Origin of the sequence: Cryobacterium tagatosivorans (assembly GCF_004402215.1) — a bacterium.
GTDB lineage: Bacteria > Actinomycetota > Actinomycetes > Actinomycetales > Microbacteriaceae > Cryobacterium > Cryobacterium tagatosivorans.
In genome coordinates, this window is the sequence record NZ_SOEZ01000065.1 from 1 (window position 1) to 13,639 (window position 13,639).

Annotated in this window: 13 protein-coding genes and 1 tRNA gene; 1 reads left to right on the forward strand and 13 read right to left on the reverse strand. The window is 70.5% G+C overall.

Going from position 1 to position 13,639, the window contains the following annotated elements:
* The 9 genes from E3O23_RS13660 to topA all read right to left on the reverse strand — a co-directional run.
* A partial coding sequence (locus E3O23_RS13660) for a hypothetical protein (RefSeq protein WP_134491881.1) occupies nt 1-215 on the reverse strand: 215 nt, incomplete at its 3' end.
* A gap of 42 nt (nt 216-257) precedes the next feature.
* Nucleotides 258-2,522: a putative bifunctional diguanylate cyclase/phosphodiesterase gene (locus tag E3O23_RS13665; protein WP_134491883.1), complete on the reverse strand. Its 2,265-nt coding sequence runs from the start codon at nt 2,520-2,522 to the stop codon at nt 258-260.
* Nucleotides 2,523-2,663: 141 nt separating this feature from the next.
* The gene (locus tag E3O23_RS13670; protein ID WP_134491885.1) at nt 2,664-3,647 is read right to left on the reverse strand and encodes a Gfo/Idh/MocA family protein; all 984 of its coding nucleotides are present in this window, start codon (nt 3,645-3,647) and stop codon (nt 2,664-2,666) included.
* Nucleotides 3,648-3,760: 113 nt separating this feature from the next.
* Nucleotides 3,761-3,836 (reverse strand) — tRNA-Thr (locus E3O23_RS13675).
* Nucleotides 3,837-3,887: 51 nt separating this feature from the next.
* Complete coding sequence (locus E3O23_RS13680; RefSeq protein ID WP_134491887.1) at nt 3,888-4,520, reverse strand: TetR family transcriptional regulator; 633 nt, start codon at nt 4,518-4,520, stop codon at nt 3,888-3,890.
* Between the two features lie 38 nt (nt 4,521-4,558).
* Nucleotides 4,559-6,106: an alpha/beta hydrolase gene (locus E3O23_RS13685; RefSeq protein WP_134491889.1), complete on the reverse strand. Its 1,548-nt coding sequence runs from the start codon at nt 6,104-6,106 to the stop codon at nt 4,559-4,561.
* A gap of 34 nt (nt 6,107-6,140) precedes the next feature.
* Nucleotides 6,141-7,424 carry a DNA polymerase III subunit delta' gene (locus E3O23_RS13690; RefSeq protein WP_134491891.1) on the reverse strand — a complete coding sequence of 428 codons (1,284 nt, stop codon included), beginning with the start codon at nt 7,422-7,424 and terminating at the stop codon, nt 6,141-6,143.
* A gap of 189 nt (nt 7,425-7,613) precedes the next feature.
* Complete coding sequence (gene tmk / locus E3O23_RS13695) at nt 7,614-8,231, reverse strand: dTMP kinase (RefSeq protein WP_134491893.1); 618 nt, start codon at nt 8,229-8,231, stop codon at nt 7,614-7,616.
* Nucleotides 8,228-11,176, reverse strand: a complete 2,949-nt coding sequence (gene topA / locus E3O23_RS13700; RefSeq protein WP_134491895.1) for a type I DNA topoisomerase — start codon at nt 11,174-11,176, stop codon at nt 8,228-8,230. Before topA ends, tmk begins: the two co-directional genes overlap by 4 nt.
* Before the next feature lie 165 nt (nt 11,177-11,341).
* Between topA and E3O23_RS13705 the strand changes: the two genes are divergently transcribed.
* Complete coding sequence (locus E3O23_RS13705; protein ID WP_134491897.1) at nt 11,342-11,584, forward strand: hypothetical protein; 243 nt, start codon at nt 11,342-11,344, stop codon at nt 11,582-11,584.
* A 96-nt stretch (nt 11,585-11,680) separates the two neighbouring features.
* On the opposite strand, the gene E3O23_RS13710 is transcribed toward E3O23_RS13705, so the two are convergent.
* From E3O23_RS13710 to E3O23_RS13725, 4 genes are all read right to left on the reverse strand, one after another.
* Nucleotides 11,681-12,112: an Rv3654c family TadE-like protein gene (locus tag E3O23_RS13710; RefSeq protein ID WP_134491899.1), complete on the reverse strand. Its 432-nt coding sequence runs from the start codon at nt 12,110-12,112 to the stop codon at nt 11,681-11,683.
* Nucleotides 12,109-12,480 carry a TadE family type IV pilus minor pilin gene (locus E3O23_RS13715; protein ID WP_134491901.1) on the reverse strand — a complete coding sequence of 124 codons (372 nt, stop codon included), beginning with the start codon at nt 12,478-12,480 and terminating at the stop codon, nt 12,109-12,111. Before E3O23_RS13715 ends, E3O23_RS13710 begins: the two co-directional genes overlap by 4 nt.
* Nucleotides 12,470-12,754 (reverse strand): DUF4244 domain-containing protein, encoded by a 285-nt coding sequence (locus tag E3O23_RS13720; protein ID WP_134491903.1) that lies wholly within the window; start codon nt 12,752-12,754, stop codon nt 12,470-12,472. Before E3O23_RS13720 ends, E3O23_RS13715 begins: the two co-directional genes overlap by 11 nt.
* A gap of 112 nt (nt 12,755-12,866) precedes the next feature.
* The coding region (locus E3O23_RS13725; protein ID WP_134491905.1) for a type II secretion system F family protein at nt 12,867-13,639 on the reverse strand (773 nt) is incomplete at its 5' end.

Genomic DNA, 13,639 nt, shown 5'->3' on the forward strand with positions numbered 1-13,639 from the left:
GCCGGCGTGGCGGCTGCCGAGGGCACGGCCGCGGTCGGGGTGGTCACGGCGGCCACCCGCGTCCCGCCGCCGGTGGCGGCACCGGCGGCGACCATCGCGCTACCGAGGAGGGCGAACAGGGCGGCGGCGACGACGAGCACGGGGCGGCGGCGGGCGAGGAACGACCGACCGGCGCGCGCCGAGCGGCGGTCGAGCGGGGCATCCGGATCGTTCACCCCAGCATGCTAGCCGCCCTGCCTGAGCGGCTCCCAGCCCGATCAGACAGGGAGCGATTCCAGCCGGCGGTGTTCCATCCACTCGTCGAGCACCTCGGCCGGGAGGGCCTTCGAGAGGAAATAGCCCTGGGCGTGGTCGCAGCCCTGCTGCACCAGGGCGTCGTAGGCATCCGCGTCTTCGACGCCCTCGGCCACCATCCGCAGGCCGAGGCTGTGCGCGAGGTGGATGGTCGACGACACGAGCGCGGCCGCCCGGAGGTCGTCGCCCATCGGGATGACGAACGAGCGGTCCAGCTTGAGTTCGTCGATGGGCAGGTCCCGCAGGTAGGCCAGGGAGCTGTAGCCGGTGCCGAAGTCGTCGACGGCCAGGCGGATGCCGCCGGCACTCAGTTCGGTCAGGATCGCCCGGGCGCGCTCCCGGTCGGCCATCAGGAACTCCTCGGTGATCTCCAGCATCAGAGCGGATGACGGCAGTCGCCTGGCCGCGATCATCCCGATGACTCGCTGCGGGAGATCCGCGTCGACGAGGGAACTCGCCGACAGGTTCACGGCGACCGTCATCGGCCGGCCGTCGGCCGCCCAGACCGCCGCCTGGTCCAGCGCCTTCTCCAGCACGACCTCGGTCATCCAGTGCATGAGGCCGGCCTCCTCCACGAGCACGAGGAACGCTTCGGGGTAGAGCAGACCTCGGGCCGGGTGCTTCCAGCGGACGAGGGCCTCGACCCCGTTCACGATGCCCGTGGTGAGGTCGATCTTCGGCTGGTAGTGCAGCACGAGCTGGTCGTCGCGGAGGGCGATGCGCAGCTCCTCGAGGGTGCGCAGGCGGTCGTCGCCGTGGCTGTTGTCGACGCTCATGTAGACGTGATGGCCGCTCCGGGCGGCCTTGGCCTTGTACATCGCCATGTCGGCCTTGCGCAGCAGCACCTTGAGGTCGTCGCCCTGGTCGGGCGACAGGGCGATCCCGATGCTGACGTCGACCTGCAGCGCGATCCCCTCCAGCGTGAAGGATTCGGCCAGCGCCGCCCGCAGCTTGAGGGCGACGGCCACGGCCTGGTCTCGTCCGGCGTTGTCGAGGAAGACGGCGAATTCGTCGCCGCCGAGCCGGGCGAGCAGGTCACGGCCGCGGAGGTGCGCGGACAGCCGAACGCCGACCTGGACGAGCAGCCGGTCGCCGACGTCGTGGCCGAGGCTGTCGTTGACCTCCTTGAAGCGGTCCAGGTCCAGCAGCAGGAGGGCGCTGGGGCCGTCCTGGCGTGCCGCGAGGCGCTCGGGAACGTCGGCGTAGAGCGACCGCCGGTTCGGCAGCCCGGTCAGGTCGTCCGTCAGCGCCTGCCGACGCAGGTCCGCCATCTTGACCAGCTGGCGGAAGGCCAGCTGGGTGCGGACCACCGCGAGCACGAGGGTCGCGCCGGCGAGGGCCACCGCGAGGGCGGATACGGGCAGTTGCGTGCCGAGGATCAGCACGCCGAGCGCCGCCGCCGTTGCGGCGGCCGGGACGAGCAGCCCCCACACGCCCTTGAGGCCGCGGCTCGCCACGGGGGCCGGGCGCGTCGCGCCGTCGACCCAGGTGGCCACGAAGGCCAGGCCGAGGGTCCACGCGGCGTTCAGAGCCGTCCCGGCGACGGACGCGCTGCCGAGGTCCATCAGGGCCAGCGTGACATCGGATGCCGCGAAGATCAGCAGACCGCAGATGAGCAGCACCCACCGGCGCCCGAGCCGCAGGCCGGGGGCCGCCGCCACACCGACCGCCGCGGCCACCAGCGCCAGGTCGAGCAGCGGGTAGGCGACGCCGACCACGGTGGCGACGGATGACGAGTCGCCGGCGGCGGAGTCGAGGATCGGGCTGAGCAGCACGGCCAGCACGGCGGCCGCTCCGAGGGCGCCGACGGCGCTGTCCAGCAGCACCGAGGAGGCCAGGCCGCGCAGCTGGCTGCGCACGAGCGCGAGCAGGGCGGCCAGCATCAGCAGGTAGAAGAGCAGGTAGCCGACGTCGGCGGCCGACGGGAAGGGCAGTTCCATGCCGGTGGCCGTCGCGGCGACGGTGTAGCTGTCCGCAAGCGCGAACACGGTCACCGCGGTTGCGGCCAGCATGACCTGGAGGCTCCGGAACCCGACCCGGGACGCGGCGACCCAGCACACGGCAACCGGGACCCAGTCGCAGAGCAGCGACAACCAGCCCTGCGCCGGTGAACTGCCTTCGCCACCGGGCAGCAGGAATCCGACGGTGAAGACGCCGAGGGCGGCCCACAGCGCCCAGAGCGGCCAGGCGTCACCGGAACGCCGGGCGACCCGCATGGTTGACTGCACAAAACCCCCCGATTAGCGGACGATTTCACGGTATCTCAGCGGGGTCGTCTTGCCCAGAGTCGGGTGCCTCGGGGGCTCACCCAGTCCGGGTGCCCCCCAAGAGCGGCAGGCCGGCAGGCGCGGCGCTCGTGGGGGCATCCGTCATTCGCCGGGGTAGCGCAGGCCGATCTGGTCGCGCACGGCGTCGAGGGTCTCCATGATGGCCACGAGTTCCTCGGTCGGGAGGATGTCACTCGACGTCTTCCCGGCGCCGATGACCCGCTCCATCTCGGCCGCCTGGTAGTGCATGCCGCGGCCGGCGACCTCGGCGGTGAAGCTCTCGACGAGTTCGTTGTCGCTGCTGCGCACGTGGATGGTGGTCGGCGAATACCAGACGTGGTCGATGTCGATCCGCCCGTCGGTGCCCAGGATGGTCGCCGTGTTGGGCCCCTTGGTGTCGCTGGCGGAGAGCGTGGTCGCGATCTGCCCGCCCGGGTAGCGGAAGATCGTCGCCACCTGGGCATCCGCGCCGGTGTCCTTGAAGGACGCGCTCGCGAGGATGGTTTCGGGCCGCCCGAACAGGTTGGACGCGAACGACAAAGGGTAGATGGCCAGGTCGAGCAGCGCGCCGCCGCCGAGGGCGAGGTCGTTCAGGCGGTGCGCCGGGTCGTCGGGGAGGTCCTGGGTGTGGTCGGCGATGAGGGTGTGCACGTCGCCGAGCGTGCCGGCGGCGATGATCTCCCGGATGCGCACCATGTGCGGCAGGAACCGCGTCCACATGCCTTCCATCACGAGCAGGCCGAGGCCGGCGGCGAGGTCGACGATCTCCCGCGCCTCGCGGCCGTTCATCGCGATGGGCTTTTCGATCAGCACGTGCTTGCCCGCGTTGAGCGCGAGGGCCGCGTTCTCGGCGTGGAACGGATGCGGGGTCGACACGTAGATGATGTCGACATCCGGATCGGCGACGAGCGCTTCGTAGCTGCCGTGGGCGGTGGGGATGCCGAACTCGGCCGCGAAGGCGTCGGCGGACGGCTGGCTGCGGGAGCCCACGGCCTGCACCTGGAAGCCATGCAGCACGAGGTCGGAGGTGAAAGCGTGGGCGATACCGCCGGTGGCCAGGATGCCCCAGCGAAGCGTGTCAGTCATGCTGCAAGCCTAGGCCGACAGGAACGGGCTGAGTCGCGGAGAAAGTACCTTCGTTGTGAAGATGAAGGTACTTTGTCCGCAAGTCAGCGTGCGGCACAACGTGCGGCACAGTGTGGGGCCGCCTATCAGAATCGAACTGATGACCTATTCATTACGAGTGAATCGCTCTACCGACTGAGCTAAGGCGGCGTGACGGCCGAATTCCCCGCGAAGGGTGACTCGGTGACACAGCATCCAAGCTTAGCCGGTCGGGCGGGTGAAGTTGTACAGCTCGGCAAACGATGCGGCGAGGCAGTCGGAGAGGGAAGCCGCGTCCTCTTCGGCCCAGCGGATCCAGGCGTGCCGCATAGCGGCCACCGCGACGAGGGTGAACAGCAGCGCGCGCTGGGCGAGGCCGGGCGTTCCGGCCCGCTCGGGATGGTCGGTTTCGAATCGTCGCCTCACGATGTCGAGCAGCCGCGCCTCGAACTCCCGCAGGGTCGCCATCCGCAGCCCGAACAGGTAGGTGCTGTCCTTCATGACGGCCTGCCGCAGGTGGTGGATCTCCCGGTCGGCTTCGCTGCGTTCGAGGCTCTCCGCGAGCAGGTCTGCCACCTGGGCGAGGATGTCCCCGTCCGGCCCACCGTGCACGAAGGCCTCGATCGCCTCCTCGGAGGCCAGGTCGGGGGCGTCCCCGAGCAGGGCGGCATCCTTGGAGGGGAAGTAGTTGAAGAAGGTGCGCGGGGAGATGCTCGCGACCCGGCTGATGTCCTCGACCGTGACCTTTTCGATGCCCGCCTGGAGCGACAACGTCAGGACCGCGTGCTGGATGGCCCGCCTCGTAGCGAGCCGCTTCCGCTCCCGAAGGCCGGGCTCTTCGGTGTCCGGTGCCATGACGCCAATTCTCCCATATCGGGCAGTCGGCGGGAGGGTCAACAACGAGGGTCGGAGGCCGGCACCTTCCCGCTCAGCAGGTAGTCGTCGACCACGTTGTTCACGCAATCGTTGGACTTGTTGTAGGCCGTGTGCCCCTCGCCCTCGTAGGTGACGAGGTGGCCGCTGTCGAGCTGGGCGGCCAGGTTCTTCGCCCAGACGTACGGCGTCGCCGGGTCGTTGGTGGTGCCGACGACGAGGATGGGCGCGGCTCCCTCCGCCCGGATCTCACGGCGCTCACCGGTGAAGGCGTGCGGCCAGTTGGCGCAGCCGATGTCGCCGAAGGTCATGTACCTGCCGATGGTTGGCGCCGCGGCTTCGATCTCGGCGGCCTGGGCGCGCATCGTGGCCGGGTCGTCGTTGTAGGCGTAATCGACGCAGTTGATCGCCATGAACGCCTCGGTGGAGTTGTCGGCGTAGGTGCCGTCCTTGTTGCGGCCGTTGTACTGGTCGGCGAACTGGAAGGCGTAGTCGGCCTCGCCCGCCATGACGCTCTCGAACATGTCGCTCAGGTAGGTCCACGCGGTCGCCTGGTAGAGCGGGTAGATGATCGCGGTGAGCAGCGCGTTCGATCCCAGCTTGCGGCCGTCCTTCGCGGCGATCGGACTCGCGTCGACCGAGGCGAGCAGGGCGCCGATGGTGTTCATGGCCTGGTCGACAGTGCCGGTGAACGGGCACTTCGACGAGCTGAGGCAGTCGGCGAGGTAGGCGCGCAGGGCGCTTTCGAAGCCCTGTGCCTGCACCCGCGTCACGTCGAAGTTGCTCGTGGACGGGTCCAGCGCGCCGTCGAGGGCCAGCCGGCCCACCTTATCGGGGAACAACTCGGCGTAGGTGGCGCCGAGGAACGTCCCGTAGGAGTAGCCGAGGTAGTTCAGTTTCTTGTCGCCGAGCACGGCGCGCAGCAGGTCGAGGTCGCGGGCGGCGCTCTCCGTGTCGACGTGTCCGAGCAGCGCGCCGGTGTTCTCGGCGCAGGCCGAGCCGAAATCGGCGGCGGCCGTCTCGAGCTCCTGGATCCAGGCATCCGTGCCGCGCGGCGCCGCGGTGAGGCCGTAGAGGTATTCGTCCATCTGGGCCGGTTCGTAGCAGGCCACCGCAGTGGAACGGCCCACCCCGCGCGGGTCGAAGCCGACGATGTCGAAGCCTGCCTGGAGCTTCTTGTCCGTGGCGTAGTCGAGGGAGTCCTTGACGAAGTCGTAGCCGGAGCCGCCCGGACCGCCCGGGTTCACCAGCAGGGAACCGACGCGCTTGCCGCCGATGGCCGGATGGCGCACCAGGGCCAGGTCGATGTCGCCCGCGCCGGGCTCGGTCCAGTCGAGCGGGGCCGTCGCGGTCGTGCACTGCAGGCCGTCGCCGCAGTCCTTCCAGCGCAGGACCTGCGAGTAGAACGGGTCGAGCGCGTCGCCGACCTGTTCGCCGGTCGGTGTGGACGTGGACGGCGATTCCTGCGGGAGGAACCAGGGCACACACCCGCTGAGCGCCAGCGTGAGCGCAAGCGCGGCCGCCACGGCGGCGACCGGTGACGTGCGAACGCGTATTCGTCTGCTCAACGGATTCCTCTTTCCCTGGCTGCGTCCGCCGGCGTCAGTGCCGGCGGATCGCGCTCACCAGCATCGCCTCGAGGGCGAGCGCCGGTGCCACGTTTGATTCGATTCTCGCTCGCGCGAGCGCGATGGCATCCATTGTCTCCAGCGTTGCTGCCGGAGTGCTGGACGCGCCGCCGGAGCGCAGCTCGGCGAGGAGTTCCCGGTTGATCACGCTCCCCTCGCGCCCCAGTTGCACCATGAGCACGTCGCGGTAGAGCGAGGACAGGTCGACGAGGATGCGGTCGATGCCGTCGCGCAGGCTGCGTGTCGCCCGGCGTTTCTGGTCGTCTTCGAGCGCCTTGAGCTGGCTGCGCAGGGCCGGCGGCACGGACTGGCCGGGTTCCACGCCGAGGGAGCGCAGCACGCCCTCGCGTTCCTCGGCGTCGCGCTCCTCGGTGATCGCCTTCGCGTCGTCGCCGGCGATCGCCAGCAGGCGTGCGGCCGCGTTGACGGCCGTGGAGACCCCGCGGATGCCGAGGGCCGCGCGGAGGGTCTCCTCGCGCCGGGCCCGCGCCTCGGAGTTGGTTGCCAGCCGGTGGGCCATGCCGATGTGGCTCTGGGCCTCCCGCGCGGCGCGCTCGGCGGTGACCGGGTCGACGCCGTCGCGCGCAATCAGCAGCTCCGCGACGTCTTCGACGCTCGGCACCCGCAGGCGCACGGTGCGAACGCGGGAGCGGATGGTGGGCAGCAGGTCGGCCTCGCTCGGGGCGCAGAGGATCCAGACGGTGCGGTCCGGCGGCTCCTCGAGGGCCTTGAGGAGGACGTTGGAGGTGCGTTCGACCATCCGGTCGGCGTCCTCGACGACGATCACCCGGTAGCGGCCGACGGACGGCGAGTATTGCGACCGGGCCACGACCTCCTTGACGCTGTCCATCTTGATGATGACGCCCTCGGTGGTGAGCACGGTGAGGTCGGGGTGCGTGCGGGCGGCGACCTGGCGCTGCGTGGCCTCTTCGTCGTCGGCGCTGCGGCTGAGCAGGGCGGCGGCGAACGCATAGGCGAGGTTGGAGCGGCCGGAGCCGGGCGGGCCGGTGATCAGCCAGGCGTGCGTCATCGACGTCGACTCACCGGCGGTCGAGCCTGCACCGGCCGTCGAGCTAGCACCGGTGGTCGAGCTAGCACCGGTGGTCGAGCTAGCACCGGTGGTCGAGCCAGCACCGGTGGTCGAGCCTGTCGAGACCCCTGCGGCGGTCGAGCCGGTCGAGACCCCCGGGCGCACGGCGGCAGCCCGGAAGATGGCGATCGCGTCGGCCTGTCCCGTGAGTTCGTCCCACAATGCCATTTATCTAGGCTACCGTCCGCCGGCGACACTCCCCCGCGTCGGCAGACGTCTCGGGTTGAATTGCGGAAAAGGTACCTTCAATTTGTGAACGAAGGTACTTTGTCCGCGACTCAGCCGCGACTCAGCCGCGACTCAGCCACGGCGCGGCCACGCGAGGGGGCGGCAGCGCGCCGGGAGCGTGCGGCAGGGCTAGAGCAGACGCGCGACGCGGGCGCGGATGGCGTCGGCGATCGTGTCGACGGCGGCGGTGGCATCCACGACCAGGAAGCGGTCGGGCTCAGCCGCGGCCAGGTCGAGGAACGCGGCGCGCACCCGCGCGTGGAACTCGTTCTTCTCCGCCTCGAGGCGGTCGAAGCGCTTGTTGTCCGCGTCGAGCCGGCCGCGCGCGACCGTCTCGTCGAGGTCGAGCAGGATCGTGACGTCGGGCAGCAGCCCCTCAGCCGCCCAGAGGGACAGGTCGCGCACCTCGTCCCGACCCAGCACCCGCCCGGCGCCCTGGTAGGCGACGGATGAGTCGAGGTAGCGGTCCTGGATGACGATGTCGCCGGCGGCCAGGGCGGGCCGCACCTTCGTCGCGATGTGGTGGGCACGGTCGGCCGCGTAGAGCAGGGCCTCGGCGCGGGGAGCGATGTCGCCGCGGTGGTGCAGCACGATCTCGCGGATCTCGACGCCGACATCCGTGCCGCCGGGCTCGCGGGTGCGGAGGACGTTGCGACCCTGCCCCTCGAGCCACTCGGTGAGCAGCCGGGCCTGGGTTGATTTCCCAGACCCGTCGCCGCCCTCGAGCGTTATGAAGAGTCCGGTCACGACTTCGAGGAGCCCTGTGCCGCCTTCGCGGCTGCGGTGGCCGCCCGGGTCGCCGCGGCCTTGGCGGCCGTCGCCGCCTTCTGGGCGGGGGTGCGGACCGCCGCCTTGCGCACGGTCGTGCTGGCACCCGACGGGGTCGGCTTCTTGGCGGCCGGTTTCTTGGCGGGCGCCTTCTTGGCCGGAGCCTTCTTCGCGGCCGTCTTCTTGACCGCCGGGCCCTTGGCGCGCTTGTCGGCCAGGAGCTGCACGGCCCGGTCGAAGTCGACCTCTTCGATGCTTTCGGCCTTCGGGATCGTGGCGTTGGTGGTGCCGTCGGTCACGTACGCGCCGAAGCGGCCGTCCTTGATCTTGATCGCCTTGCCGCTGTCGGGATCGGGCGTCTCGAATTCCTTGAGCGCGCTCGAGGCCCGGCGTTCGCCGTACTTGGGCTGGGCGTAGAGCTCGATCGCGCCGGCCAGGTCGATCTCGAAGATCTGGTCCTCACCGCCGGGCAGTGAGCGAGTGTCGACGCCCTTCTTCAGGTACGCGCCGAAGCGGCCGTTCTGCGCGGTGATCTCGGCCCCGGACTCCGGGTCGGTCCCGACGACGCGCGGCAGGTCGAGCAGTCGGAGCGCGGTGTCGAGGTCGACGGTCGCGATGTCCATCGACTTGAACAGCGACGCGGTGCGCGGCTTGACCGCGACGACCTTCTTCTTGGCCGGCGCTTTCTTCTTCGGCTTGGCCGTCGTGACCTCTCCGGTGGCGGCGTCGACGGTCTCGGCGGGGGTTTCGACGGGCGCGGCCTCCGGGGCTTCGGGCTCCGGCTCCAGCTCGGTCACGTAGGGGCCGAACCGGCCGTCCTTGGCGACGATCGTCTTGCCGTTCTCCGGGTTCACGCCGATGACGCGGTCGGTGATGACCGGCGCGTCCATGAGCTCGCGGGCCTTGGCGGGGGTGAGCTCATCGGGTGCGAGGTCCGGCGGGATGTTGACGCGGCGCGGCGGAGCATCCGGGCCGGCTTCGGGGTCGATGACCTCGAGGTAGGGACCGTACTTGCCGATGCGCAGGGTGATGTCGTCGGAGATCGGCAGCGAGTTGATGCTCTTCGCGTCGATCTCGCCGAGGTTGTCGATGACCTGGCGCAGTCCGCGGTGCTTGTCCGACCCGAAGTAGAAGCTGGTCAGCCAGTCGACGCGGTCGGCCGTGCCGCCGGCGATGCGGTCGAGGTCGTCTTCCATTTCGGCGGTGAAGTCGTATTCGACCAGGTCGCCGAAGTAGTCCTCGAGCAGGCGCACGACGGAGAAGGCGATCCAATTCGGGATGAGCGACTGGCCGCGTGGGGTGACGTAGCCGCGCTCGGTGATCGTGGAGATGATCGACGCATAGGTGGACGGCCGGCCGATGCCGAGTTCCTCGAGCTTCTTGACCAGGCTCGCCTCGGTGTAACGGGCGGCTGGGGTGGTCTCGTGCCCCTTGGCCTCGATATCGACGAGGGTGAGGACCTGGCCCTCGGCGAGCGGCGGGAGCTTGGACTCGGTCGGGTCGGTCGACGCGTTGCGCTCCTCGTCGACGGATTCCTCGTAGGCGAGCAGGAAGCCGCGGAAGGTGATCACGGTGCCGCTGGCCGCGAACTCGGCGATGGCGCCGGATGCCGCGGGGTGCGCCGCAGCACCGGTGGGACCGGCCGAGATGGTCACCGACGCGGTCGAGCCCGTGGCGTCGGCCATCTGCGAGGCGACGGTGCGCTTCCAGATGAGTTCGTAGAGTTTGAAGTCGCTGCCGCGGAGGGTGGAGGCGAGCGACGCCGGGGTGCGGAACGTGTCGCCGGAGGGGCGGATCGCCTCGTGGGCCTCCTGCGCGCTCTTGCTCTTGCCCTTGTAGAGGCGGGGCTTGTCGGGCACGGTTTCCGGGCCATACAGCGCGGAGGCCTGCGTGCGCGCCGCCGTGATCGCCTGCTGCGAGAGCGACGGCGAGTCGGTACGCATATAGGTGATGTAGCCGTTTTCGTAGAGCGACTGGGCGACGCTCATGGTCTGCCGGGCGGTGAAGCGCAGCTTGCGGGCGGCTTCCTGCTGCAGGGTCGACGTCGTGAACGGCGCGGCCGGGCTGCGGCGGTACGGCTTGGAGGCGACCTTCGTCACGGTGAGGTTGACGGCCGGCTCCTGGAGGGCGTCGGCGAGGGCGAGGGCGGATGCCTCGTCGAGCGTGGCCGCCTTCACGGTGGGCTTGAGCTTGCCCGAGTCGTCGAAGTCGCTGCCGGTGGCGATCCGTTCGCCGTTCAGCCGCACCAGCTTGGCGTCGAAGCCCTGTTCGGTGGCGCCGGCCGACGCCGCGAGGCGAGCGAGCAGGTCCCAGTAGGAGGCCGACACGAAGGCCAGCCGTTCGCGCTCACGCTCGACGACGAGTCGCGTCGCGGCGGACTGCACGCGGCCGGCGGAGAGGCCGGGGCCGACCTTGCGCCAGAGCACGGGAGAGATTTCGTAGCCGTAGAGGCGGTCGAGGATGCGCCGGGTTTCCTGGGCGTCGACGAGGGCGGTGTCGAGTTCGCGGGTGTTGTCGACCGCCTCGAGGATGGCATCCTTCGTGATCTCGTGGAAGACCATGCGCTTGACCGGGACCTTGGGCTGGAGCACCTGCAGGAGGTGCCACGCGATGGCCTCGCCTTCGCGGTCCTCATCAGTTGCGAGCAGGAGTTCGTCGGCGTTCTTCATCGCGCGCTTGAGGTCGGCGACGGTCTTCTTCTTGGCGTCGGACACGACGTAGTACGGTTCGAAACCGTTCTCCACGTCAACCGAGAACTTGCCGAGGGAGCCCTTCTTCAGTTCCGGCGGCAGGTTCTTCGGCTCGACCAGATCCCGGATGTGACCAACCGAGGACAGTACCTCGTAGCCGTCGCCGAGGTAGGCGGCGATCGACTTCATCTTGGTCGGCGACTCAACAATGACCAGCTTCTTAGTGCCTGGCACCAGACTCCTCTTATAGTGGCGACCCGCGTGATTGGGCCAAGGCACACCATACACATAGGAATAGAGTCCCCGCCTAATCGAGCGTCACTCAGGTTTATCTGCCGTTTGCCCGTCCTCCTTGCACTGGGGGCTTGCCAGTTGCCTGCGCGTGAGGACAATGGAGGCATGGCTACAGGATCAACGGGCACGTACACCGCGAAGCTCACGGACGGCCCCCTCGAAGGCAAGACCATTACGACATCGTTCCTCGAATCGGGTGACCCGCAGCCGCGTCTGGAGATTCCGGCCGACTCGGGGGCCAAGCGCTACCTCTATGCGCGAGGCACCGGGCTCGAGTTCGAGTCGTCCGACCATCCCGACCGCCCGACCGCGGTCGACTACCGCTACCTCGAGGCCCTCTTCGACTAATCCGCTCTTCCGCCCTTCCGCCCTTCGCCCTGACCGCGAAACCGCAGTTGTGCGCGCTATAACGGCGTTTTAGCGCGCACAACTGCGGTTTCGCGGTCAGGGTGAGGGCGGCGGGCCGGCGCGCGCGGATGAGGTGAGGGCGAAGCCGGCGACCGTCCGGGCGACGGTCACGGATGCGATCAGGCCGTCGATCGTGCAGGCGACCACGGATGCCCCGTTGAGGGCGGCCGCCTGGTCCGCGGCCGCGCAGGGGTAGCCCGGCACCGCGCCCGACGCGGTGTCGGCGGCGGCGAGCGCTGCGGAATCCGCTGCGTTCTGCACCGACTGGCCCACGGCCAGCAGGGCAAGCAGCGGAACGCTGAGGAAGGTCGCCGTCAGCGTCGCGCCGATCAGCGCGACCGCGAGCACGCCGCCCGCGCCACGCTCGGAGTCCCGCTTGAGCCGCCGGAGCCGCCGGAGCTGCCCGAGCCGCCCGGTAGCGGGACGGGTCGCGGGACGGGTCGCGGGACGGGTCGCGGGACGGGTCACGGGCTGGGGCCTCGGCCTGCGGGGCCCGCCAGCGCGCACGACTCGGCCGCAACCGTGAGGCCGAACGCCGCGTAGGGACCGAACGCGGCCGGCGCGCTGAGCCGCGCGCAGACGAACTCGCCGCGGCGCTCCGTGGCGAGGCGCGCACCGTCGACCGATCGACGCACGAGATCCGCGACCTGGCCGGCGGTTTCGCCGCGCGCGAGCAGCCGGGCCGCGTCGCCGGCGGCATCCGTCAGGCGCACCTGCTGGCTCACAACCTGCACGGCACCCAGGCAGCAGGCGAGCACGAGAAGCACGGCCGGCAGCACCACGGCGAACTCCGCGGTCACCGTGCCGGCGTCACGGCCGTGCCCGCTACCCCACACTGAGCGCCGTGCGCACGAGTTCGGTGAGGATGCCGCGCACCTCGTCTCCTCGGAGGATCACAATCAGGAGGCCGGCAAAGCCGACCGCCGCCATCGTGGCCACCAGGTACTCGGCGGTTGCCGCCCCCGTGTCCTCGCGCAGCCGCCGCAGCGGCCGGGCCGGACTCCGCGGGCGCCGTGCGTCAGGGGTCTCGTTCGGCCCTGTCGTCGCCGAACCTGCCGTCGTCGGCCCGGCCGTCGCCGGCCCGGCCGTCGACGCGTGTTCCGTCTGCATCTGTTCGTCTCCCTTCGCGTCCCTGGACGCGGATCGTTGATGGCACGAGCGGGACCATCCTGACCCCGTCCACCGGTCCGGTGCCCGGCGTCGGCAGAGCGGCGTGGAATGCCTAGAACGACCGCAATGTGGAGGAGAGGACGGCCAGCAGCAGCGGCAGCACGCAGACGAGCATGAACGCGGGCAGCACGCACACCCCGAGCGGGATCATCAGCGTCACCGACAGGGTCGCCGCGGCGCGCTGCCCCTCGCTCCGCGCGTCGCGGCGCAGCTGGTCGGCCTCACTGCGCAGCAGTTCCGCCGCCGGCACGCCGGCGCGGGCCGACAGGGCGAGCACCCGGTCAATCGCGGGCTCCGAGCCGCCCTCGGCGCCGCACACGCCGTAACGCTCGGTGACCGACCGCACCAGGGTACGGGCGCGCTCGACCGACCCTCCCCCGGTCATGCCGATGGCGGTCAGGTCGAGCGCGAGCCCGGGCGTCGGGTCCCGGGCCCGCGCTGACCGCACCAGGCGCCCGTTCCAGCGCGCGCCGGCCAGCATCAGCAGCGTCCCGGTCGCGAGGCAGACCAGGCCTGGCACCGTGAGGAACAGGGTCTGCACCGTGTTGAAGCCGAGCACGCTGCCGAACAGGATGCCCACCAACGGCAGCCCCATCACCATCCGTGCCGTCGCCTTCGGGCCGGCCAGCGCGACGGCGAGGTCCCGGTGAACCTGGCCCACATCGCGGAAGGATGCGGCGAGCTCCCGCAGGCAGGCAGCGAGCGGCGCCCCGGCCTGCGTCGCCACGCCCCAGGCCGCCGCGAGGCCCAGCCAGGCGTCGCCGGCCTGCCCGCCGAGCGCCCGGGCCTCCTCCGCGACGGCGTCGGCGATGCTGTCGCCGCGAC

Coding starts and splice junctions, on each gene's coding strand:
- E3O23_RS13670 (WP_134491885.1), bottom strand. CDS start 3,647: ATGACTGACACGCTTCGCTGGGGCATCCTGGCCACCGGCGGTATCGCC.
- E3O23_RS13680 (WP_134491887.1), bottom strand. CDS start 4,520: ATGGCACCGGACACCGAAGAGCCCGGCCTTCGGGAGCGGAAGCGGCTC.
- E3O23_RS13690 (WP_134491891.1), bottom strand. CDS start 7,424: ATGGCATTGTGGGACGAACTCACGGGACAGGCCGACGCGATCGCCATC.
- E3O23_RS13705 (WP_134491897.1), top strand. CDS start 11,342: ATGGCTACAGGATCAACGGGCACGTACACCGCGAAGCTCACGGACGGC.
- E3O23_RS13720 (WP_134491903.1), bottom strand. CDS start 12,754: ATGCAGACGGAACACGCGTCGACGGCCGGGCCGGCGACGGCCGGGCCG.